The following is a 24,488-nucleotide window of genomic DNA, read 5'->3' as shown; positions in this document are numbered from 1 at the left end:
TTAATCTTGTATAATTTGCTGTTAGACTCTCTTTTAAGATTAAATATGATAGGAGTCTAATACCAATAGGTAGTATATTATGACAGATGACAAAAAAGAATCTACGCCGTTTGAAAACCTTGAAAGTTCTGAGATAGATAGTACTACAATTGTACCTAAAGAGATAGAAATAGCTAATACGTTAGACAATCAAACAGTGCAACCCAAGCAAAGAAAAGCAGAGCTTTCCAAAAGCTTTGATGATATGGAGCTTGAACGTGAAAATAAGTTAAAACGTACTCCCTCTCAAAAATCTGTAAAAAGTAAAGATGATTTACATATAATTGAGCAAGAGAAAAGTGAAAGATTAAAATCGGTTAAAACAAATGAAGTTAAAATTTCAGATGAATTTGCAAAATCTTTAGAACAGGAAAGTACAGAACCAAAGACAGAATCAAAATTTAAGAGATTTTTAAATAAAATTAAAGCTGTTGGGGATTGGACAAAGAGTACAAGACTTTTCAAGGGTATAGAGTGGCTGTTAGATACAAAATTGGCGAAGGTGCTATTTGGTAGTGCTATAGGTCGTACTGTTACAATTGCACTTGCAATAGTAACACTAGCCGGGGTCTCCCCTCCAGCAGCTTTGACCGCGGCTGCAATAGCATTAGCTGGAGTAACTAGCGAAATAGTAGCTGATGTTATCAAAACAAGAAGACTCCGTAAACTTGCACAAGAAAATGACCTATTGATGCAAAATCGAGGGGACATAGACAAGCAACAATACTTACTACTACTCGATCCCAAATTAGCCAAGGCATTGGAAAAGAAATTACATGTCCCAAATAATCATGTTCCAAATGGCAAAGATAAACATTACCACTATGTAGATCCCAAAGTAGAAATGGCATTTAGTGCAAGCAAATTCATAGTTGATAATCTTCAAAATGCCGCTAATTTAGCGTCTAACATAACTGCTGCTACTAGTGGGAATCCTGTTAAGATTCTTACAGCACTAAAAAGTGGTACACTTTCAGCTATTTCTATAATTGGCTCAGGTGTAACTGAAAAGGACTCAGCTAACCTTACTACAGCATTTAAAATCAATATTAATGATGAACTCCGTAAGGATGATGTTGCCTATTATAGGAATTTACGAGAGCTACGTGAGATCACCCAAAAACAACATATCCAAACTGCAGCTTTGGCTGAATTAATACAAGATAAAGATTATTTTAAGTTAACCGATGAGCAAAAACAAAATAAATTTGATATATATCAACAAGCTTTAACTGAACTGATGTTTGACAAAAATTATAACAAGTTAACCGATGAGCAAAAACGAGCTACACTTCATACAGCAGTCAATAAATTTGAAGAAAAACCTAATGAAAAAGCAACTGAACCTGAAACTAAAGAAAAGAACAAAAGTAATAATATACTGACAGCAGCTGCAAAAGGTACACTAAGCCTTTTAAAAGATCTAGGTAGGACACATAATCCTTTTTATAAACAACCTAAGGTAATAAGGGATTATAGCCCATTAACGAAAGCTATGGAGGCTGCTAAAAAATCTGCTAAAGAGATCGTAACACCTGAGGTTATAGCACAGTTACGAAAAAGTAAATCTGTACCAAATTTATTACAAGAAGAAGAACGCTTTCTTCATCGGAAAAAACTGCAGAGAAGTAATTCTATAGATAACAATCAACATTCAATGTAACTCACCTACCATTACCCACATCTTTGGACTCGTGGGACGTCATCCTGAAACAAGTTTAGGATGACATCGATATCTTCAAAGTGTATGGCTTTTAAAAGATGTAAGTTACCTACCACCCCTATCGTTCTTATTTACTGGTGGTTTTACTGGAGGAGTACTAGGTGGTGAAATAATAGATGAAGTACTAGAACGCAAAGGTTTATTATTATCATGCTTTGCGAAACTATTCCTTAGTTTTTTTGCCTTGGATACTTCTCTGCTCACTTTTTGTTCTTCTTTTAATAATTTTGCTTTCTTTTGTGCCTGTATTACTGGTGCTAATATTTCTTGTCTTTTCTGCCTGAACTCCTGTAGATCTTGTTGTTTAGGAGATGGAGTATCTTGATTTTGTGAATTGTTCAAGAGTTCTTTAACAATATCAACAACCTTATCTATAATCTTTGCAAACCAGCTTTTTTCCGGCTTTATATCATCCAAAATAGCGTTTTCCTTTGGAACATCGTGTCGTCTATTATTATTGTTAATTTTTGGTGGCTTAGATGGTTTCTGCTCCTGTACCCTACGAGAATTAGCTGCTAAATTATTATTCCTTGGGCTATTATTCCTTGGGCGTGGGGCTACTTTACCTATTGGTTTTGTTGACTGAAGTATTTTTTTCTCATCTTCTTTTAATTTTTTCAGTGTTTCTCGCAAATCGTCTACAGTTGGAATTGGACCTTCCACAGTTGGAGTTGCAGAATTCTTTAATGTTTCTTCCTTAGGTCTTGAATCTTTTAGAGCCTTAAGTCTATCTTCTATTTCTCGATCTTTTCGTTTACCTAATTCAGCATATTTATTATCTAAATTAACTTCAGATTGTATTTCTTCCATCAACTTATCTACTTCCGAAGAAGAAACAGAACCACCCATTCTATCTAATGAGTCATTAATCATACCTGTCACCACCTCGGATTCAAACAATTTCTTATCTAACTCGCCAAGTGTTTTCTCAAATTTTTCATCAATATTTTGTATTTTCTTACTCAAATCATTAGATTTTTTCTTGGACATATGTAACTAACCCGCTATTTAAATACATAAGTTATTATAGTTTATTCTATTAGATACTACTAAATAATTTTATCAAATATATATTTTTTGAGGATATTTGCTTGTAAGATTGTTACTTTTGTGATATAAGTGATATGCTATAATTAGGTTTCATTTTCTATGCAACAAGATCTTGACCCTCCCCCACTATCAAATAAGCAGTTACTTGCATTCTTTGCAATGATAGTAGGAATGTTTATGGCAGTGTTGGATATTCAAATTGTTGCCAGTTCTTTATCAGTCATTGCAGCCGGTCTTTCTGCTTCTAGTGATGAATTATCTTGGGTTCAAACATCATATCTTATAGCAGAAGTGATTATAATACCAATAACCGGTTTTACAGCCAAGCTTCTCTCCACTAGAATTTCTTATTTTATTGCTGCTCTTGGTTTTACCGTTATGAGTATTCTATGTTCGCTAGCCAGCAATATAGAAGCAATGATTATTTTTAGAGCTTTACAAGGATTTTTTGGTGGAGCAATGATACCAACTGTCTTTAGCACAGTATTTATAATTTTTCCTGCTTCAAAACGCCCAGTAGTTACTGTGATAGTAGGATTAGTCGTAACAATAGCCCCAACACTTGGACCAACACTGGGTGGTTACATTACTGAAAACTTATCTTGGCATTTTATGTTTTTACTCAATGTAATACCTGGTATTTTTGTTTGTGTGGTCGTATATTTATACGCTGATTTTGATCAACCTAATTACAATTTACTTAAGAACTTTGATTTTGTTGGCATTATTTTACTGACTGTTACTCTTGCTTCTTTGCAATATGTTTTAGAAGAAGGAAATAAGAAAGGCTGGATAGAAGATAATTTGATATTATTCCTTATCATACTAATTGTTGTTGGATTTATTATGTTAGTTATTAGAGAACTGACATTTATTAATCCAATCTTAGATATAACAACTTTTGCTAACAAAAATTTTACTTTTGGTTGTATCTACTCTTTTGTCATAGGTATAGGGCTATATGGTGCAGTCTATTTATTACCTTTATTTTTATTTACAATAGCTGGTTTTAATACTGTGCAAATTGGTTTTACTATGATGGTTACTGGTATGGCACAATTTCTGTCAGCTCCACTTGCAGGAAAAATGCTTGGCTCTGGACTAGATTTAAGAATTATGCTGGCTATCGGTCTAGCTACGTTTAGTTTAGGTTGCTACCTAAATAGTTTTTTAACATCAGATGCTAAATTTGCCGAGTTTTTTTTACCACAATTTATTAGGGGGCTTGCTTTAATGTTTTGCTTTTTACCTACTAATAATATTGCTTTAGATAGCATGAGTAAAGATAAAGTAGGGAATGCTAGTGGGTTATATAATCTTACTCGTAATCTTGGTGGAGCTGTTGGTCTTGCAGTTATTAGCCTACTTCTTACAGATAAAACTAAGATTTTTAGCCAATATTTAAATGAGAATATTTCTTCCACTTCACCCTCTATTCTAATGAAATTACAATTTCTAGGACAATTATTGGATGGTAAAGTGGTTGATCCAGAAAAGGCTTCGTATTTTTGGTTAGCCAGTAATATAAATAAGGAAGCATTTGTAATTGCGATAAATAGCATTTTTGGTATTATAAGTGCATTATTTTTTGTGGTAATGATCTTTCTACCGTTTACATCAACTGTTAAAGGTGGAGGAAAGTATGATGCACACTAAAATCTTTACTTTAATTATGTTGTTATTGGTGTTGTTTGGTTTAACAGGAGTACCTACTGATATTTTTGCATTATTGTTTTCCTTAATTATCCCCAGTATATCTTATCTTGTAACAATAAAACTCAATTTGATCCCTGATAGGATTTATTTAAATTATCGTTCTATATTATATTTTATTTGGTTAATTAAAGAAATAGTTGTATCTAGCTTAGGAGTAATGAAGATTATATGGCGTAGAAATCTTAATCTACAGCCAGTCTTTGAGTGGATTAATTCAGAACAAAAAAACGATACAAGTCTTGTAATATATAGTAATTCTATTACTCTTACACCAGGAACTGTAACACTTAACATATCAAATGGTATGTTATTAGTTCATGCTCTAGAACAATCATCAATCGACAATCTAAAATTTGGTAATTTTACTATGAGTAAAAGAATTCAGCACATTTCAAAGAACGACTATAGTCAATTCAGGAGAATTGGATAGCAGGAACGATGGAGCGAAGCCTATAGATAATAGGCGAGCGATCGAAGACGACATCACCAAATTCTCATCAATTGACTATATCATGAACGATAGGGGCAAATTCCTTAACTACAGCTTTATAAAGCTTGCGTTTAAAGGGAATTATAATTGATAATAACTCATCAAACTTAGCCCAACGCCATTCCTCAAACTCTGGGTTACGAGTATTAATATTAATATCTTCGTTAGTACCGGTAAACCTAATTAGAAACCATTTTTGTTTTTGACCTCGGAAATTACCACCCCATAATTTAGGTATTAAAATTTTAGGTACATCATAACTATACCAATATTTGCTTTCTGCAATAATATAACCTTTATTACAACCTATCTCTTCGAACATTTCTCTAAGGGCAGCAACACTAGGCGTTTCTCCTAGATCTATACCACCTTGAGGCATTTGCCAAGCTGGTATTTTGGTATCTATTCTTTTACCAACAAATACTCTATTAGCACTATCTATTATCATCATGCCTACACTTGGTCTATATGGCAATTCACGATAACATTTACAAATAGTTTCATTTTTCATGATTTTAGGTTTTTATATGAAAGGTAGACTTCTTTAAGAATTACCCTCTCATAAGCTAGTTTTACAATAAGTCTAGTATACCTGATGAATCTTCATTTGTGTATCTAAATTATTCTTATCACTTTATTTCTTCCGTCCTCCTTTGCTTGATACAGAGCTTTATCGGTACGTTCTATAAAATCACTAATAGATTCCCCAATTTTGTATTCAGTTACTCCTATGGAGATAGTTTTCTTAATAGGATCTTTCTGCGTTTTAACTTTAAAATCGATAGACTCCACTCTTGTTCTTGCCCGCTGCGCTATATACATAGCTTCGTCAATCGTTATGTCATTTAAAAGGATAGCAAATTCCTCTCCGCCATATCTAGCAACCAAGTCTGTAACCCTAAAAATGCTCTTCAAAACATTAGCAATGGTTTTTAGCACTATGTCTCCTGCTTGATGACCATAAGTGTCATTAACTTGCTTAAAATGATCAATATCACACATAAGTAAGCATAAAGGTCTTTTACTATCAGTAGATTTTTTTACCATTTGCTTTATGTGTGTATCAAAATAGTGACGATTAAATATGCCTGTCAAACCATCTTTGATCGACAAATTTACGCTTAACTCTAAATCATTGCGTAAAGTATCTTGGTAATGTTTTCTTTTCAATTGAGTTCTGATTCTAGCTAATAGCTCGTTTTTATCTACTGGGTATGTAAAATAATCATTAATACCCAGCTCTAAACCTTTGATAACTATCGATGTATTTTCTTCTTCAGCTTGTAATATGAGTACCGTATCATGGAATTTAGCATCAGACCGTAGCATTACGCTTATTCTTAAAGGATCTCCTTGCTCTAATTGGCAGCTGATAATTACTAAATCCGGGGTATATTCGCTATCTTTCTTCAATTCATTGATATCAGATATTATTTTGATATTGGGGGTAAGGCTGAGAAGCGTTTTATTTATGTTTCTTGCCTGCACTATATCATCGTTAACTAAAAGTATTTTACTATCTGAAAAATTATCTTTTACCTCTATGACGTCACCACCTAATTCAGCATTAGTAGTGTTTCTAAGCTTGAGTTCATCAATAACCGCCTTCATTCTAGCAAGAGATCGTACCCTTGCAAAAAGAGCAGTGTCATCAATAGGTTTTGTTAAGAATTCATCAGCTCCAGCTTCAAGACCTTTTATGCGATCCTCAGTATCAGAAAGAGCCGTAACCATAATCACTGGTATATGAATAGTGTAAGGATTAGACTTAATTCGTTTGCAGGTTTCAAATCCATCTATATTAGGCATCATGGCGTCAAGTAATACTATATCAATTCTATTAAGGGCAAGAACATTCAATGCATCTTTGCCGTTATTGGCAGTAAAGACTGTATAATATTCTCCTAAAAGTTTAGCTTCCAGTAATTTAACATTTGATTCTATATCATCAACTACTAGTACATTGGCTGTCATAAAGTAATATATTTTTCTACAGACTCTTCAAATCCTTACACATAAGTGAATTTTGTAATAGGTCTCATGTTTCTTGGAAAAAAATTTTTTTTATTGTAGCATGAATTTTTCATAGCACTAAGTAATATTACTCAAATAATTTGAAGAAGATGTTTCAAAGATCAATTGCCCTAATTCTTTAGATACACTAAATAAGTTTAATAAAAAGTCCGCATTCATTAGCGAGTCCAATAGTTCTTTCTATCTCTAGAATAATCACTTTATCTTTCTGTATGGCTAATCCTTTATAACCATAATTAGCTAAGTTACTTATTGTCTCTGCTCCTATTGTAGGTATATCAATTCTAGTATCTTGATCTTTCTTCATCATTTTAATAAGTACACCACCTATAGAATTTTTACGTAAATATGAACATCTTTCTATTAAATTATCTGTACCCTCAGCCGCTTCAATACCTATAATATACCCATTATCAACAATTACTGACTGTCCTACATCAAGATATCCTATACTATCTAATAGCTTTATCCCCAGTTCAATATCTGTGTTATCTATTTTAGATGGAACAGCTATGGTCATAACATCATTATTTGTTCTTAATATTTCATAACTAGAAATTACTTTAAACCCTTTTTCTTCTAGGAAATCTGTCACTATACTAAGAAGTTTATCATCTCCTAAAAATTTTTGTTTCAATATGCGTGCAAGTAACCTTGATCCCATTAAATCTACTTTAATTGATCGCAAATTAGGACGATTTACACTACCAGCAAGAATTATATTTTTTACATCATACTTACGAAAATATTCAATTATTGGCTTAACCATACCGATTTTAAAAAATTGGTGGGTAAAATCCTTATACAATACCGGATTTGCTTCTCCCTCCAAAGCTGCGATATAACATTGCCCGCCTTGCTTAATGAAACTATTGGCGAGTGAAATTGGCAATAAGCCATTTCCTGCTATAATTCCAACTATACTCTTTTGCTTTAAAGGGTATATTTGCAACATTTTATTTACTTACCTTATCATGTTCAACTTGTCTTGGCTGGCAAAATGCTCTACTAAGATCCTGTTTTATAAAAGTGATAATTTGTTCTACAACAGGATTACCTTTATATTGCTTTAAAACTATCTCAATTCTATCAGTAAAAATACCTTCGCCAATAAAAATCTCATCTACGGCTTTTATAGTATCAAGCGTTTCCTGATTATCAAAGCCACGTCTTTTCATCCCAACTAAGTTTATTCCTTCAAGAAATGCCCTTTCATTTGTAGCTAGCCCAAATGGAATCACATCTTTGCTCACTGCAGACATACCACCCACCATCGAATGTTGTCCTATACGTACGAATTGCAGAACAGCAGAAAGACCTCCTATAATGGCATAATCATCAACTTTAACATGACCAGCTAGGCTAACATAGTTAGCAAGAATTACATTATTACCCACAATACAATCATGTGCTATATGCACTCCAACCATCAATAAACAGTTATTACCTACAGAGGTAACCATACCACCACCTTTACTACCGGCTTGAATAGTTACATATTCTCTAATAGTATTATTATTACCTATGATAACCTCTGACTCTTCTCCCTCATACTTAAGTATTTGAGGGGGCTGACCAATAGAAGCAAATGGATATATAACTGTATTAGCACCAATTTTTGTTTTTCCCTCTATAACTACGTGCGATTTTAACTCAATATTATCCGCCAAAACCACATTCGGCCCAACAGTACAAAAAGGACCGACTCTGACATTTTTACCAATCGAAGCCTTTGTATCTATTATGGCAGTTGCGTGTATAGCTGATAAGGTCATTGTTAATTCCTATTTTTAACCATTGCAGTAAATTTGCTCTCTGCAACTATATGATCATTAACTTTGCTGTTACTTGAAAATTTCCAAACAGAGCCTCTATTTTGTTCTATTTTAGCATAAATATGTAATGTATCACCTGGCTCAACAACTTTACGAAATTTTGCCTCTTCAATAGTCATAAAGAAAACATCTTTATCTTTGAAGTCCATTGATTTGGCTACTAAAATAGCAGATAGTTGAGCCATAGCCTCAATAATTAGTACACCAGGCATTACTGGTTTTGTAGGAAAATGACCAGTAAATTGCGGCTCATTAAAAGTAACATTCTTGATACCAACAATAGACTCATGAAGCTTAAATTCTAGTACCTTATCTATTAATAAAAATGGATAACGATGAGGTAGCATTTCCATTATTTCTATAATATTAATTGTCATTATATACATTCCTCTTTCTTATCTGTAAGCTATTTCATTTTTAGGTCAGCAAATCTTAAATCGAGCTTGTAATCATTTAAAGGACGACATGCTATTATCTTAAATTCTTAAAACATAGATTTTTTAGTTATCTAAACTCATTTTTTTGTTTACAAGTTGCTTCATAATTACTGATTGTTTATGCCAATCTCTAATTGGTACTGCAGGATATCCACCAACTGTAGCTCCTAGTGCAACATCTTTTATCACGCCAGATTTGGCTGCTACTTGGACTTTATCGCCTAGTACTATATGTCCGGATATGCCTGACTGCCCACCTAAAGCACAATATGCTCCTACCTTAGTACTACCTGCTATACCTACTTGGGCAACAATAACTGACCCCCGTCCTATTATAGCATTATGTCCTATCTGCACTAAGTTATCTATTCTACAAAAATCTTCTATTATTGTATCATTTATCGATCCTCTATCAATAGTAGTATTACTACCTATTTCAACATTATTCCCTATTTTTACCATACCAGTGTGCAAAATTTTCTTATGAATTCCTTTATCTGTTGCAAAACCGAATCCATCTTGTCCAATTCTCGCTCCCGCTAATATTACCACATCATCACCTATTATACTGTAACTTACTGAAACATTTGAGTGTATTAACGCTCTATTACCTATTACTACTCCAAAATCTATACTCGTCCCAGATTCTATAATGCAATTATCTCCTATTATAACATGATCTTCAATAACAACATTATGTCCTATATAACAATTCTTTCCTATAATAGCAGAATCTGCAATATAGCTAGAAGGCATAATTTTGTTAGGATAAGTTTTTGCTTTACTATAAAATAAATCTACTAATTTTGCATAAGCAAAATACGGATTTTTTGTTTTTAATAAAATTGTTCCATTATTAGATTCGTGCGAAAAATCCTCTGGGACTATGCAGCATGAAGCTTTAGTGTTTTGGAATTGAATAATATATTTGTTATGAATTAAAAAACTTATATCACCAACATCAGCCTCTTCTAATGACTTAACATTATGGATTAACAAATCATTTGAGTATACTATCTTAGCATCTATTAATTTTACAATTTCTGATAATTTATAAGGAGCAGATTTTTTATAAAAACGTGAGTTTATCATGGTTATTTAATTTTACAAAATAATGGCAACAGTATAAACGCCAGTTAGAAAATACTCAAGTTTTCTTACAATAATTTATATTTCAGAATATTGTTCATTATTGTATAATAGTTATTATACAATTTAGAAGTATAGTATAAGAGATTTATCATAGAGATGGTGGCTAGAGCCGGGATCGAACCGGCGACACAAGGATTTTCAGTCCTTTGCTCTACCAACTGAGCTATCTAGCCGCATGAACAGACCTATTGTACCCCAATTCGGGATAAGAATTGACAAATTCTTATCCCGAATTCGCGTTGTAGCCCCATCAATCTAACTTCGTTACAACTAACTTTCGGATTTGACATCAGATATCTGAACTTGATATTCCTTATTAAGTGCTTTGATCGCGTATAGCCACAATATTACAATAACAAAAAACACACCAGCAAAATAAGGTGTAGCTTCAGTGAAGGTAAAAGCAGGGAGCAAGATAAAGAATGTTGACTGGATAATACCACCACCAGATTTACCGAACCTACCACCTATAACTTCTACTGCCGCTTGACCTTTTGTTCTAAGATCCTTATCAAGAGGAATATATGCCATATTCTTGGTAGCATCAAATAGTGAATATTTTGTTGCCTTACTTAAAATATTCTGAATCATCCCAATCATCACTGCTACTGCCAAAGGTCCAGAAGTGAATAGACCAGTAACATACATCGCAATAGTACTATCAAAGAAAATGAAAACAAAAAAAGCAATACCAGTAATTAACATCATCACAGGAGTAATCATAGCGGCGGTGAACCAAGAAACCCTTCTTAAAATGTTAGAACCAACAATCATGAATAATATAGCTGTCACACCTTGCCAAGCCTGAAATTGCCCCATATACATGGTATATTCTTCTTTAGTTGGATATAGCTGCTGAATTTTTGATTTCCATACACCTTCTACAAGATTTACTGACACACCATAACATATAATTAGTAAGGCAATAAGTCCTAAATATTTTGAGCTAAAAATCATTTTGAAGCTTTCTATGAGAGATAACTTAACCTTGCCTTTCTTGTTTGCTTTACTTGTTGAGTCATATAAAGTAGGATCGGTTAAAACATGCTGATTCATCCATCTATATAATAACATGATAACTACAGCACTACTCATCATAATAACAAATAGTGGCGTAAATTTCAGTTCTTCTGAAACTATTTGAGTTTCTTTGCTTAAAAAATAGCCAAGTATTAATGCAGTAACTGGTAAAGATAAATTTGCTAACATACCAAACATAGAATAAAAACGCTTTGCCTCTTCAGTCTTAGTAATTTGGTTAGCAAATTGCCAAAATAATAAGCTAAGCATCATACTTCCCCAAAGTTCTGATATAGCATAAAAGATTGCAAAGCTCCACTTACCAACTACCCTAATGAACCACTTAAAATTTGGATATGCAATACTTAATGTATCAATTGTTTCAGGATTGGGATGCACCAACTCTGGGTAAGGATATAAGACAAAAGTGAATAGGACAAAATATGCAAGAAAAAAACTAGTTACAGCATAAAAAACATTTTCTTGTTTTAAAATATCACAAAGCTTTACGTAAGCAACCATAAGTAGTACTGCCATTGGTAAAACAACATAGGTTTTTACAAAACTTATTGCTTCAGGACCAATAGCTGTTACCACAAATCCATCTTTTATCGATCTAAGAGTGGAATAGTTGAGCAAAATACAAAACATCATGCCAGCCATAGGTAAGAATTTCTTATTTTCATGCCATTCAATTGGCCAAACTACTCTTCTCATTTCTGAGAAATAACTATTATTTTCTACCTTATTCATACTATTTTATTATTATTATAAGTCAGTGGACTTATACAGATATATACAAGAAAAGTCAAACGAAATGATTACCTTTTGCTAGATAAGTCTAATTATAGGTTCTTATATCTTAAAAACATATTATAACCTCAGTTCGATATAAGAATTAATAATTCTTATATCGATACTTGCTTTGTTATAAGGAAAAATGCACTCTTGAAGCGGCTGACGCGGGTGCATTTTAACTTTTTTCATCATTCAATATGTGATTTTAATTGTTAAAATCACATATTGAATGGAGTGTTATATTTTAACAATCAGGTGGGCAGCCGCTTCAAACCTGATTGTTTCTATATATAATACTGAATTCGATGTAACTTGTTACATCGAATTCAGGTTATTATAAGTAGTTATAAGAGGGTGACTTGATAAGAGCTAGACTGAAATAGTCGTGCATAGAATAAGTACCCTCTTATCGTTAAGTTTGCTTTGAACAAATTGTAGAAGATGCTGCAATGCAGTAGCCTTGTACAATAAGATGAAGGAAATTATACTATGAATAAAATAATAGGTCTAGGTGTAAGTAAAAAATGGCTTGATATATGTGTATATATAATGGTATGGACCTACCCTATATACAGAATGAGAAGCGTATGCTAATCTTCTAGGATAGGAAATGAATCCTAAACAATAATAAGGAGATCCATATGGAAGTTACCACAATTGGTATAGATATTGCAAAAAGAATTTTTCAAATTCACGGTGTAGATAAAAATGGCAAGACAGTATTGAAGAAAAAATTAACGAGAGAGCAGATTTTAACTTTTATGGCTAACGTACCAAAATGTCTAGTAGGCATGGAAGCTTGCGGTGGAGCTAGCTATTGGGCAAGAGAATTAACAAAATTAGGTCATAAAGTAAAATTAATGGCCCCGCAGTTTGTTAAACCTTATGTTAAAACTAATAAAAATGATCAAGCTGATGCAGAAGCAATATGTGAGGCAGTAGCAAGACCTAATATGAGGTTTGTACCTATCAAAACTGTAGAGCAACAAGAAATTTTATTTATTCATAGAGTAAGGCAACGATTGGTAAAAAACCGTACTGCTCTTGCTAATGAGATCAGGGGATTATTACATGAATTTGGTTTTGTTATTCCGCAAGGAATCAATAAGATTATGACAAAATTAACTGAGATTTTAGATGCAGGGGCTTTAAGCCAGCTAAGCTATCAAACGTTTAGTGAGTTAAAAGAAGAATTTGTAGAAAATGATAAAAAAATAAAAGAGCTAGAACAACGATTAAAAATCATAGCTAGCCAGTATAGTAATCACCAACAACTAATGACGATACCAGGTATAGGTTTAATAACTGCCACAGCCTTAATAGCCTCAATAGGGAATGCTAGTTGTTTTGAAAATGGTAGGCAATTATCAGCATGGCTGGGATTAGTGCCAAGGCAACATTCTAGTGGTGGTAAAGATAAGTTGCTTGGTATTAGTAAAAGAGGTGATATTTATTTACGTACTTTGTTAATTCAAGGAGCAAGAGCCGTTCTGAATAGCAAGATAAGATTTACCACGGAAGAACAAAAATCTAAAAAAGATTATAGCAAGTTTACTGAGTGGATGTTTAATTTATCTGAGAGAAACAGTCATAATAAAACAGTTGTCGCGGTAGCTAATAAGCTAGCAAGGGTGGTATTTGCATTACTCAGTTCAGGTAATGATTATACCGAGAGTAAAGTTTGTAGTTAAAAAAACTGCTCCAAATAATTGATGAAATGACATTATAGGTAATAAAAGTTTAACAAATTCCAATCCGGAATATGCGAAGAATGATAATATTGATGGTAAATAAGACGAACCTTAGCTTACGAAAAAACTGAATTTAGCAATGGCTCTTTAGAAGTCGAATATATGATAAGTATAAGTTTGTAAGCCAGCGAATTCCATCAGGGCTATAGGGTAAATTGCTTGATTTATTGTCTATAAGCCGGATACATGACTGCATTCGATTTTTTTGCTGTTATATATTATTTTTTTCTTGCATTGTTGGGTAGGTCCATACATGCTAAATAATAAACCAATATATCACTGTTTTTTAAATGAGCAATCAGGTCATGAAGAATTTATAAACTTAATAAAAGAGCAAAAAGTTAAGCTAATTGTAGCTTGTATGTGTAAATTACTTGAAGTTTGTCATAAGCTTATTCAACAAAAACGCTTATTTGTTGTTAATCAATAATATTTTTTATTGATATAAAATACAGATAAAAATATTTAATTTTTTTTAAAAGATAATTGCTATGCTAAGAGCCTTAGAACTTATAGTTCGATATATACCAAATTTATCATATAAGAATTTGGTAATTATTTTAATATTCCCATTAACTATAGCTTTGTATTATAAAATTTTTCTTTCTAATAAAGTACCTAATTTAACACTATGGAGTTGGCATAGATCAGATGACTTATTATTTATTGATAATAATACAGCCGTTGCATCCTTAATAGCTACCATCTATATAGACCTAGATAAGATAAAATTATACCAAGAACAAATACTCTTACAACCTCAGCTAATAGTTTTATTATTCCAGTTTTTCGTTTAGAAATGAAAGCAAAAGGAAAATTAGACGCAAAAAGTTTAACTGATCTAAGTAATATTATTTTATCTGCATCTAAACCTGGACAACTGATACAATTAGATTTTGATGCCACTTATAATCAAAGAAAAATTTACTCTCAACTAATTGAAACATTAGTAAAAAACAATAGGAAAATTTCTATTACTGCCTTATCTTCATGGTGTATGTTTGATAATTGGATAGATAAACTTTCAATAGAATATGCCGTGCCAATGGTGTATCAAGGCAGAAAAGAAAATCAAGATATAAGACGAGTAAAAAAATTTTTTACTGATAATAAAAATTGGCGTAGCAAAAAATGTCAAAATTATATTGGCCTTATGGCAGGTGATGTGCTTACTGTACCAACAAGCTTTAAAGTCTTTGTATTTAATAAAGATAAATGGAATAAAGAAACATATTATAAAATTATAAAAAATGTTCAATTATGAAATCTAAGAACACACCAACTAAACTGATTTATGCAGGTACTCTAATATTAATCACCTTTTTCATGCATATTAGCTTAGCTTGTATGACTACAATCGAAACAAGGTCTTTCCCGTATGAAGAAGATATCTTCGATATAACCATACCTTTAAGACAAGAAGGAATATTAAAGACCTTTGCTAGAGGTTCCATAGCAATATTGCCTGATAAAACTAATCTGCTAGGGCTAATTCTAGCATATCGTTATTTATCAAATAATCCACCTACTACAGAAAACCTAGATAACTTATCTAAACCAATAAATGAAGAAATTAACTCACAAAATATATGGCGAGAAAATAGCAATAAAATAGTTAATGAAGAAAACTATCTTTCGTCATATAAATCAGTTAGCAACAAAGAAAATCAGGTGCAAACTAGTTTCTATTTTGAGAATTGCTTGAACAATGCTTTTACCTTTGCTGTAGAATTATTTAATGATAAAAGCAAGAAATATAATGCTTCTCAAATAAAACAATGGGTATCTAACCAAAATAAAGTATTTAATAACTGTGATCAGAACGTATTAATACTACCTACTATTTTGTCAGAAAATGCAACAAAAGAAGAATTAGATGATTATAACTACCAACTTGCTTCAGCTTATTTCTATGCTATGCATTATGATACTAGTAGTGAATTATTTACCAAAATATCAGAGAGTGATTCTCAATATAAAGATTTAGCTCTTTATTTAATATTTCGTTCTCTTTTTAGGCAAATAAAATATCAAAATAAAGATAATAATGATTTTTTTGTATTATATAAAAAATTACAACCTTTAATTAATACATCACCTTTTAAAGCTGAAATAGATAAATTATTAAAATATTTTATAATTAAACAAGATATAAATAAAGAAGTAATACAACTCACTGAACAATTAATCTCCAAAGAGATAAGGTCAGAAGATTATAATGATTTTAGATATTTAGTATCAGATTATAATGATCATACTATAAAAAATGGGCTGATTACTAACCACCCATTTTTAGAATGGGCAAATTATTTTTATATTCAAGATAATTTTTTAGATACATATAAAAAATGGCAAAACTATAATTCATTACCTTGGCTGATACTATCTTTAAAAAAGATCAAATTATCAGATATTAAATCGCAGGAAGCTCAAAAAGTTATCCAAAAAGCACAAGAAATTACTGAAAATACGCAAGGATACATATTAACTCAATATTATTTAGCCAAACTTGCCTTATCTGAAAAAAATTACAAACTATTGGATGATATTACAACAAAAGTTTTAAAAATTCCTAATTTAGCACCTTATGAAGTAAATTTATTTAATTACTTACGTTCATATGCTGCAAAAAATTACCATGAGTATTTAACTTACATAGTACAACCTGTGTTATATATGTATACTGATTCCTCAATAGAATATGCGAATGATATCTCAGGAAAAATTATGGATATAATAGGACAGAGCAACAATCTCATTGAAAATGTCCCTACTAAAATGCTTACTGAATCCCTAGATTGTAATATACCAAAATGGTTAAAGAAACGCCTAATTGCTAGTGCTTGGACACGCTATATATTATTGGGAGAAATATCAGAAGCTGAAAATATATCTTCTCTTTTGGTGAAATTAAATCCGGAATTAAATGATGTTATTAATGGATTTTTATCTGAGAAAAATTTAGAAGTTAAACAGAAATTAGCTCACCTGATTATAATGCGTTCTCCTGGTTTAAATATATTTATCAAATCATATTTATGGCGCAACGATTCTTATTATCAAAAGGATCTAAATTTAACAGAATTGAGTATGAATAGTGAGAATTGGTGGAATGACCAAGATTTAGAAAATTTTGAGCTAAATAATTATGGGGAATTTTTAACAAAAGAAGATAAAGAACTAGCTAAAAAAGAATGGTCTTTTTTCAAAAAAAATCTTCCTAATAAAGTGGATTATTTTTGTCATTCAAGTATTGATAGTTACAATAAATTTAAAAATAAAGATTTTATTCCTGAAATGCTGCATTTATGTGTAAAGATGAGTAAAAAATGTCATAATGCCCCAAAATCATCTTATGAAGCTTTTATCATGTTGCATAAATATTATAAAAATAATAAATATACTCTATTAACTCCTTATAATTATTATGTAAAGCCAAAATAAAGTCGAGTAACCTACTCCAGTTACATGTATTAGTTGATACGGAGTGGAGACCCTTCAAAAGCAGGGGGAAAGCTAAATTTTGCTAAAAATATGCCTAGCTTTTTATAGTAACTGATAAATTGCTTTTATATGTCTGACAATACTAAGATTTACCAATTTAAAGTACATTTTAAAGATATAAGTCTAATGATTTGGCGTAGATTTCTAATTCAAATTTAGCTTTGCCCCTACTTTTGAATGGTCTCCAATTGCCAATTTGACTGCTGATTCTTTAAATTCGACCGAATAAATTAGTCATTTTTGTACTTCCTTTCTGTTAATCTTTCTGTTAATATTGTCTCGTATTAACTGTCCGGAAAACTGTTGACAGATCAATTTTTTCATAATACATTTAATCAGTAAAATGAGGTTATATTCAATAAAAATGTTTTTAAGCTTTCTATTATAGATTTTCGTATTTGGCTTCATCTTGGATGTACTGAGGAAGAGAAGGTTCATCCCCAAATGATTAGTTTCAATATTGACTTGTGTTTTAAGGTGTGTCCTCAAGGTGCTTATACAGATAAGCTAAAGGATGTTGTTTGTTATCTTAAGATAGTTGAGTTAATTACCGTTTTTTGTCAAGGAAAGTGCTTTAATGTTGTTGAGCATTTGACAGAATCTATTTATAAGGCAATTTTTGATTATTTAAATTCATTCCAACATCTAATCCAATCAATTAAAATTGAGACTCGTAAAGTTTCTCCTCCTGTACCCAACATTCATGGGGGTATTAGTTGGACGCATTACATTAATTTTATTAATAGACCTCTTGCGAAATTCGCTTATGCTAGGGAATTTGTAGGAGACACGGAATCTCGACCCGCAGCGTACTCAAATGTACGTGAGGAGCAGAGTACCGGTATCACGCACAAATTACCAGCAGAAGTAGAATTACGCAAGAGGTCTAATGAGGATGCGTGATGATTTATATAAGCTTGGGATCAAATTTAGGTAATCGCCTCGATAATTTATGGGAATCTGTTAACTTAATTAGGCAATATTGTTTATCAAATATTAGATGTTCTATCATCCTTGAAACTAAGGCAATTTTACCATGCAGTGCTTCTACTGACTGGGATAAGCCATTTTTAAATATGATAGTTGCTGGAGAGACAAACTTATCACCAACAGAATTATTGCAATCATTGCAAAATATAGAAATAACCATAGGACGTCCTAGAAAGCATGAACTATGGACCCCACGTATTATTGATTTAGATATTTTGTTTTATAACGATCTAATTATAAACACAAAGTATCTTGTTATTCCCCACCCTAAACTGGAGAATCGTGATTTTCTCAAACATCTATTAGCATTAATGGGTAAAGAGCCATGGAAATTCCAACCAAGTATAGAGAACTCTTTTATAAAAAGCTCTGTCTTAAATCCTCGGTTGGTAGGAATCGTTAATATAACTAAGGATTCTTTTTCAGATGGCGGAAATTTTTATGAAACAAATAAAGCTATAAAACAAGTGATAAAGCTTGTAGAAGATGGAGCTAGCGTTATTGAAATTGGTGCTCAATCAACAAGACCTAATGCAACTATTCAACCTATTGAATCTGAATACGCTAAGTTAGATGAAGTGTTAGAGGAACTAGCCCCTATTATTACTGATAAAAAGATCGATATAAGTATTGATACATTACATCCTTTTATTGCTGTAAATCTTATAGAAAAATATCATATAAGATGGATTAATGATGTTGGTGGAGGGTTTGATGATAATACATTAAGGGCTATAGCAAAAGCTGGTTGTAAATTTTGTCTTATGCATTCTATTACTATTCCACCAAGCAAAAATCAGATTATACCCTTAAACGTCAAACCAATTGATTATCTGATTCAATGGGGTAAGGGTGCTATACAAAGGCTTACTAAGCTTGGATTTACTCTAGAGAATATCGTTCTAGATCCTGGTATAGGGTTTGGCAAGACAGCTTATCAAAATATTGAAATATTAAGAAGTATAGATCAGCTTAAAAGCTTAGGTTCTTTGATAATGATAGGCCATTCTAGAAAATCATATATTCATGCTTTTTCTAAAGAACCCCATGCTTATGCTAGAGACATAGAAACAATTGGAGCTTCCTTGGCTATTAAAGATAAAGTAGATTTTTTACGAGTACATAATGTGAAAGATCATATGAAGGCTTTGGTTGCATATCACTCATCTAATAACGAGTAATGACATGATAAGCAAACAATCTATATCTATTATAGGAATCATGGCAGCAACAAAAGATGGGGTCATAGGACGTAATAATGCCTTACCATGGTATTATCCAGATGAAATCAAGCATTTTAGAGCTATTACCCACAACAGTATAGTTATTATGGGGCGTAATACTTATCAATCTATGCCGAAAACACTATTTATAGACAGGCAGACCTTTGTTTTATCTAATGATAACAGCTTGCAATTGAATGGCACTAAGGTTTTTACCTCTCTACAAAAATGTTTAGAACATCTTAAAAAATCGAAAACTAATGATAAGATTTTTATGATCGGAGGTGGACAAATAGCTCATTTATTTCTAGAACATAATTTAATTTCTTCCTTTATTCTTACAGAAATACATAAATTATATTCTGGTGATGTATATTTGGATCTTCGGTATTTCAGAAGATGGACAAGATATACTCTAAAGAAATCAAGTAATTATACAATTTATCTATTAAAAAACCCTGAGGAGGTTTCATGGAGTTTATAAATAATTTGGACGATACATTGGAAAAATGGTCTTTACTTAAACATCCATTTTATCAAGCTTGGAATAATGGTATCTTGGACAAGAATACACTGAACGTTTATGCTCAAGAATATTATAATCATGTTGCTGCTTTTCCTAGATATATCAGTCAGATTCACGCTTTATGTGTTGATATCCAGGCCAGACAAGTCTTATTAGAGAATTTGGTTGATGAAGAACAAGGTGACAATAATCATCCGGAGCTATGGTTACGTTTTATCGAAGGATTAGGTGTTTCTCGAGATAATGATAAGAATCCCAAATTTGAGTCAACAAAAAGATTGGTTAATGGTTTTTTTGAGTTAACTCAAACAGATTATCCTACTGGACTTGGAGCCTTATATGCTTATGAAAGACAAACTCCAACAGTATCAAAAGTCAAGATTGATGGTCTGAAAAAACATTATAATATTCACAATCAAAGAACCTTAGAATTTTTCGCTGTTCATGCAAAAACTGATATATGGCATACCAATGAACTTATTAAGCTGATTAACAAACTTAATAACATAGAACAAAAACAAGTACATTATGGAGCTGTGAAGGGGGCTAAATTACTTTGGCAATTTCTTGATGGGATGGAGTTATATGCAAATTCATGCTATTAAGACTCATAAAATCCAATATGGTGAGTCATTACAAACTATATTGACTCAATATATTGCGGATTTAAAAGAAGGTGATGTTGTAGCTATAACTTCAAAAGTAATTAGTGTATTAGAGGGAAGGTTTGTTAAAAAAGGTGATATTGATAAATATACATTAATTCTACAAGAGGCAGATCAAATATTAGAGACAGAAGAAAATAGATATAATATTTATTTAACTCTAAAAAATGGCTTACTAATTCCATCTGCGGGTATTGATGAATCTAATGCCGATGGTGTTTATGTATTATATCCTCAAGATGTTCAGAAAACAGCCTATTGGATTTGGCAATATTTGTGCAGTACACATAATATCTGCGATCTAGGAATTGTTATAACCGATAGTCATACAACTATTATGAGACGAGGTGTAACTGGAATTGCTCTTGGTTGGTGTGGTTTTAGCCCCTTATATTCCTATATTGGTAAGCATGATATTTATAATCAATCTTTAAATGTCACACAAATTAATATATTAGATTCATTAGCAGGAGCAGCTGTTTTTGTTATGGGGGAAGGCAATGAACAAACCCCTATAACTATTATTAAGGATGCTCCCCGTCTAACCTTTCTTGACAGACCTCCATCGGAAGAGGAAAAACTTAGCATTGTCATTAGTATGGAAGAAGATTTATATGGTCCATTATTAAAATCGGCGAAATGGGTGAGTTAAAAAGCGTGCAATAATGACCTAGTAAATGGGTTAATGTGCGTTGAAAAATAAGATTATTAACGGTAAGAGCTTCATTTTACTTAAAAACGATGATTGATATAAACCAGCAACAAATACTAAATAAAATTTCAGATATCACTTTTAGTGACAATACAAAATTAGTCAGTATTATATCTAATATTATAATTAAGGATAAAAATATTGGGTTTGCCATTGATATTCTTGGTAAAGATTCCAAGGAAATCGATGAAATAAAAATTAAAGCTATTAATAAATTAAATGAAATACCTAATATTGGGAAAATAACTATAGTTTTAACTAGTAGCAAAGGTGTAGCTAAAAAATCAACTAATCCAAAAGTTAAACATTTCATTGACGGAGTAAAGAAGATAATATTGGTGGCATCCGGTAAAGGGGGAGTTGGTAAATCTACTATAACAGCATTGATAGCGGAGCAATTAAATCTTGAAGGGTATAGGGTGGGAATAGTGGATGCTGATATTTATGGTCCGTCAATTCCACAAATATTTGGTATTAGTGGTGTACCTGAAATAGTGTATAATAAAATGACCCCTTTAAAATCGCGGGGTATTGAAATTATTTCTATCGGATTTCTTATTAAGGATAATTCAGCCATTGTTTGGCGTGGTCCAATGGCCAGCAAGACCATTTATCAACTATTATCTCTCACCCATTGGCAGGAGTTAGATTATTTAATTATTGACATGCCCCCTGGTACTGGTGATATTCACTTAAGTATTTTAGAAAATTACCAACTAGACGGAGTAATAATAGTAACTACTCCACAAAAAATGGCTGCAATAGACGTCGTTAGATCGATTGATTTATATAGAAAATTTAACCTACCAATTTTAGGTATTATAGAAAATATGAGCTATCTAGTTGAACCAAGTTCGGGAAAGACAATTCACATATTTAACGGTAATAGTGGAGAAAATTTTGCCAAAGAATATAATATACCCTTAATCTGTAAGATTCCTATTGAACCCAAATTATCTTACAACTGTGATAACAGCACTAGACTTACAGATATAGTTAAACTACCAATAAAAAATTTTGTTTAATGATATACTCAAATGATTTGAATATAAAACTCATAAAAAAGCAGGCCATAAACAAAGTAGGATTATATGTCAAACATAATCAAGATAGAAGAAGCTCAAACCCTTAAAAGACCTGATTGGATAAAGGTTAAAGCACCAAATTCATATCAATATCATGATACAAGAAAACTAATTGAGAGTTTAAAATTAAATACAGTCTGTCAAGAAGCTGCTTGCCCTAATATAGGGGAATGTTGGGCAAAAAAACATGCTACAGTTATGATTTTAGGATCTGTCTGTACTCGTGCTTGTAGATTTTGTAATGTTAAAACTGGTCGTCCCGATTTACTCGATCCTCACGAGCCACAGAGACTAGCACAAGCCGTAATGAAATTAGGGCTTGAACATGTGGTAATTACTTCAGTTGATCGAGATGACTTAGATGATGGTGGGGCTGAGCATTTTGCCAATTGTATAAAGGAAATAAGATTAGTTGCACCTAATACCACAATTGAAGTTCTAACCCCAGATTTTCTTAAGAAAGATGGGGCAGCTGAAATAGTGGTATTAGCAAAACCTGACGTTTATAATCATAATGTAGAGACAGTGCCTTCTCTATACAAAACTATCAGACCAGGAGCGAGATACTATAATTCATTAAGTCTTTTGCATAACGTAAAAAAATTAGACTCTGATATTTTTACTAAATCAGGTATGATGGTTGGTCTTGGAGAAACAAACGATGAAATTATGCAAGTAATGGACGATTTAAGGGAAGCTAAAGTTGATTTTCTAACTATAGGACAATATTTACAGCCAACCAAAAACCATGCAGTAGTTGCTAGATATGTTCCCCCAGAAGAATTTAAATATTTTGAAAGAGTAGCAAGGGTTAAAGGGTTTTTGATGGTTTCCGCCAGTCCATTAACCCGTTCTTCTTATCATGCTGGTGACGATTTCCAAAAATTAAAGGGTGCTAAGGCCTCGGTTTCGGCATAGTATAAGAAAATGAAAAAACTACCTAAAAAGCTTAATCTACCCGTAATAATATCGTTCTTACTCGGCATTACTACCGGGATAGGATATAATGAAGTACGAGAAACAGCTTCTTGGCATAGTTTTCATACCGAAACTGATAATTTAAATGTTTGTTTTACCCCACCATCCGGCTGCGGATCATTAATAGCAAAAGAAATATCCAAGGCTAAGGATAGCATTTATGTTCAAGCATTTGGTTTAACTTCGCAAAATATAGTGGATCAACTAATTAAAGCTAAGCAAAACGGTGTTCAAATAAGGGTATTATTGGATCGTAGTAACTTACACGATAGATATTCTAAAATGCATGAATTAAAACGGGCTGGTATTGATGTCTCAATAGATAAAGTACCAGGTATTGCTCACAACAAAGTTATGATCATTGATAAAAGTAAGGTGATTACTGGTAGCTTTAATTTTACCAATGCAGCTGATAATAGAAATGCCGAAAACGTCTTATTAATAGAGAATAGCGATATTGCAGAAACTTATTTGCAAAGCTGGTTTAGTCGTAGAGCAAAAAATTAATTAATTGAACCTCAGTTCGATATAAGAATTATTAATTCTTATATCGAACTGGCTTTGTTATAAGGAAAAATGCACTCTTGAAGCGGCTGACGCGGGTGCATTTTAACTTTTTTCATCATTCAATATGTGATTTTAATTATTAAAATCACATATTGAATGGAGTATTATATTTTAACAATCAGGTGGGCAGCCGCTTCAAACCTGATTGTTTCTATATATAATACTGAATTCGATGTAACTTGTTACATAGAAT

General features: G+C 32.1%; 24 protein-coding genes and 1 tRNA gene. 16 read left to right on the top strand and 9 right to left on the bottom strand.

What is annotated here, in order from left to right; all coding sequences use genetic code 11:
- Positions 1–79: 79 nt before the first annotated feature.
- Positions 80–1,702, top strand: a complete 1,623-nt coding sequence (locus ACFEL1_RS06700; protein ID WP_342278868.1) for a hypothetical protein — start codon at positions 80–82, stop codon at positions 1,700–1,702.
- A 105-nt stretch (positions 1,703–1,807) separates the two neighbouring features.
- Here ACFEL1_RS06700 and ACFEL1_RS06695 read toward each other — a convergent pair whose 3' ends face one another.
- Positions 1,808–2,752 (bottom strand): hypothetical protein, encoded by a 945-nt coding sequence (locus ACFEL1_RS06695; RefSeq protein WP_375330867.1) that lies wholly within the window; start codon positions 2,750–2,752, stop codon positions 1,808–1,810.
- 159 nt (positions 2,753–2,911) lie between these two features.
- Here ACFEL1_RS06695 and ACFEL1_RS06690 point away from each other — a divergent pair, with 159 nt between their 5' ends.
- Together ACFEL1_RS06690 and ACFEL1_RS06685 are read left to right on the top strand one after the other, a co-directional pair.
- On the top strand, positions 2,912–4,468 hold the full coding sequence (locus ACFEL1_RS06690; protein ID WP_375330866.1) for a DHA2 family efflux MFS transporter permease subunit: 1,557 nt from the start codon (positions 2,912–2,914) through the stop codon (positions 4,466–4,468).
- Positions 4,455–4,958: a Na+/H+ antiporter subunit E gene (locus ACFEL1_RS06685; protein ID WP_375330865.1), complete on the top strand. Its 504-nt coding sequence runs from the start codon at positions 4,455–4,457 to the stop codon at positions 4,956–4,958. The genes ACFEL1_RS06690 and ACFEL1_RS06685 overlap by 14 nt, the downstream gene beginning before the upstream one ends.
- Positions 4,959–5,025: 67 nt before the next feature.
- Here ACFEL1_RS06685 and ACFEL1_RS06680 read toward each other — a convergent pair whose 3' ends face one another.
- From ACFEL1_RS06680 to ACFEL1_RS06645, 8 genes are all read right to left on the bottom strand, one after another.
- Positions 5,026–5,529 carry an RNA pyrophosphohydrolase gene (locus tag ACFEL1_RS06680; RefSeq protein ID WP_341762027.1) on the bottom strand — a complete coding sequence of 168 codons (504 nt, stop codon included), beginning with the start codon at positions 5,527–5,529 and terminating at the stop codon, positions 5,026–5,028.
- 104 nt (positions 5,530–5,633) lie between these two features.
- Entirely contained in the window at positions 5,634–6,992 is a 1,359-nt protein-coding gene (locus tag ACFEL1_RS06675) for a PleD family two-component system response regulator (protein WP_375330864.1), read from the bottom strand.
- A gap of 187 nt (positions 6,993–7,179) precedes the next feature.
- Complete coding sequence (locus ACFEL1_RS06670; protein ID WP_341762025.1) at positions 7,180–8,007, bottom strand: LpxI family protein; 828 nt, start codon at positions 8,005–8,007, stop codon at positions 7,180–7,182.
- A gap of 1 nt (position 8,008) precedes the next feature.
- Entirely contained in the window at positions 8,009–8,827 is an 819-nt protein-coding gene (gene lpxA / locus ACFEL1_RS06665) for an acyl-ACP--UDP-N-acetylglucosamine O-acyltransferase (RefSeq protein ID WP_375330863.1), read from the bottom strand.
- Positions 8,828–8,829: 2 nt separating this feature from the next.
- Complete coding sequence (gene fabZ / locus ACFEL1_RS06660; RefSeq protein WP_341762023.1) at positions 8,830–9,264, bottom strand: 3-hydroxyacyl-ACP dehydratase FabZ; 435 nt, start codon at positions 9,262–9,264, stop codon at positions 8,830–8,832.
- A 123-nt stretch (positions 9,265–9,387) separates the two neighbouring features.
- Positions 9,388–10,416, bottom strand: a complete 1,029-nt coding sequence (gene lpxD / locus ACFEL1_RS06655) for a UDP-3-O-(3-hydroxymyristoyl)glucosamine N-acyltransferase (protein WP_342278871.1) — start codon at positions 10,414–10,416, stop codon at positions 9,388–9,390.
- A gap of 157 nt (positions 10,417–10,573) precedes the next feature.
- Positions 10,574–10,649: transfer RNA gene (locus tag ACFEL1_RS06650), tRNA-Phe, on the bottom strand.
- Positions 10,650–10,746: 97 nt separating this feature from the next.
- Positions 10,747–12,249, bottom strand: coding sequence for an NTP/NDP exchange transporter (locus tag ACFEL1_RS06645; RefSeq protein WP_341762021.1), 1,503 nt, complete (start codon positions 12,247–12,249; stop codon positions 10,747–10,749).
- Between the two features lie 686 nt (positions 12,250–12,935).
- Between ACFEL1_RS06645 and ACFEL1_RS06640 the strand changes: the two genes are divergently transcribed.
- From ACFEL1_RS06640 to ACFEL1_RS06580, 13 genes are all read left to right on the top strand, one after another.
- Positions 12,936–13,985 (top strand): IS110 family transposase, encoded by a 1,050-nt coding sequence (locus tag ACFEL1_RS06640; protein ID WP_341760906.1) that lies wholly within the window; start codon positions 12,936–12,938, stop codon positions 13,983–13,985.
- 313 nt (positions 13,986–14,298) lie between these two features.
- Positions 14,299–14,475 (top strand): hypothetical protein, encoded by a 177-nt coding sequence (locus ACFEL1_RS06635; protein WP_375330862.1) that lies wholly within the window; start codon positions 14,299–14,301, stop codon positions 14,473–14,475.
- A 61-nt stretch (positions 14,476–14,536) separates the two neighbouring features.
- Entirely contained in the window at positions 14,537–14,842 is a 306-nt protein-coding gene (locus tag ACFEL1_RS06630) for a hypothetical protein (protein ID WP_375330861.1), read from the top strand.
- A gap of 2 nt (positions 14,843–14,844) precedes the next feature.
- Positions 14,845–15,309, top strand: a complete 465-nt coding sequence (locus tag ACFEL1_RS06625) for a hypothetical protein (protein WP_375330860.1) — start codon at positions 14,845–14,847, stop codon at positions 15,307–15,309.
- On the top strand, positions 15,306–17,489 hold the full coding sequence (locus ACFEL1_RS06620; protein WP_375330859.1) for a hypothetical protein: 2,184 nt from the start codon (positions 15,306–15,308) through the stop codon (positions 17,487–17,489). Before ACFEL1_RS06625 ends, ACFEL1_RS06620 begins: the two co-directional genes overlap by 4 nt.
- Before the next feature lie 411 nt (positions 17,490–17,900).
- Positions 17,901–18,452: a dihydroneopterin aldolase gene (locus ACFEL1_RS06615; protein WP_341762202.1), complete on the top strand. Its 552-nt coding sequence runs from the start codon at positions 17,901–17,903 to the stop codon at positions 18,450–18,452.
- Positions 18,452–19,720 (top strand): dihydropteroate synthase, encoded by a 1,269-nt coding sequence (gene folP, locus ACFEL1_RS06610; RefSeq protein WP_375330858.1) that lies wholly within the window; start codon positions 18,452–18,454, stop codon positions 19,718–19,720. The genes ACFEL1_RS06615 and folP overlap by 1 nt, the downstream gene beginning before the upstream one ends.
- Before the next feature lie 4 nt (positions 19,721–19,724).
- A complete protein-coding gene (locus ACFEL1_RS06605) occupies positions 19,725–20,246 on the top strand; it encodes a dihydrofolate reductase (RefSeq protein WP_375330857.1) in 522 nt (173 codons plus the stop codon).
- A 17-nt stretch (positions 20,247–20,263) separates the two neighbouring features.
- On the top strand, positions 20,264–20,893 hold the full coding sequence (locus ACFEL1_RS06600; protein WP_375330856.1) for a CADD family putative folate metabolism protein: 630 nt from the start codon (positions 20,264–20,266) through the stop codon (positions 20,891–20,893).
- Positions 20,874–21,605 carry a coenzyme F420-0:L-glutamate ligase gene (locus ACFEL1_RS06595; protein WP_342278879.1) on the top strand — a complete coding sequence of 244 codons (732 nt, stop codon included), beginning with the start codon at positions 20,874–20,876 and terminating at the stop codon, positions 21,603–21,605. Before ACFEL1_RS06600 ends, ACFEL1_RS06595 begins: the two co-directional genes overlap by 20 nt.
- An 89-nt stretch (positions 21,606–21,694) precedes the next feature.
- Positions 21,695–22,690: an Mrp/NBP35 family ATP-binding protein gene (locus tag ACFEL1_RS06590; protein ID WP_375330855.1), complete on the top strand. Its 996-nt coding sequence runs from the start codon at positions 21,695–21,697 to the stop codon at positions 22,688–22,690.
- Positions 22,691–22,756: 66 nt separating this feature from the next.
- The gene (gene lipA, locus ACFEL1_RS06585) at positions 22,757–23,668 is read left to right on the top strand and encodes a lipoyl synthase (RefSeq protein WP_342278881.1); all 912 of its coding nucleotides are present in this window, start codon (positions 22,757–22,759) and stop codon (positions 23,666–23,668) included.
- A 9-nt stretch (positions 23,669–23,677) separates the two neighbouring features.
- Positions 23,678–24,235 (top strand): phospholipase D family protein, encoded by a 558-nt coding sequence (locus ACFEL1_RS06580; RefSeq protein WP_341762010.1) that lies wholly within the window; start codon positions 23,678–23,680, stop codon positions 24,233–24,235.
- Positions 24,236–24,488: the final 253 nt, after the last annotated feature.

It is taken from the genome of Candidatus Tisiphia endosymbiont of Oplodontha viridula (genome assembly GCF_964264865.1).
GTDB lineage: Bacteria > Pseudomonadota > Alphaproteobacteria > Rickettsiales > Rickettsiaceae > Tisiphia.
Note: the sequence above shows the minus strand (reverse complement) of the source record. Positions and strands in the feature narration are given on the sequence as shown.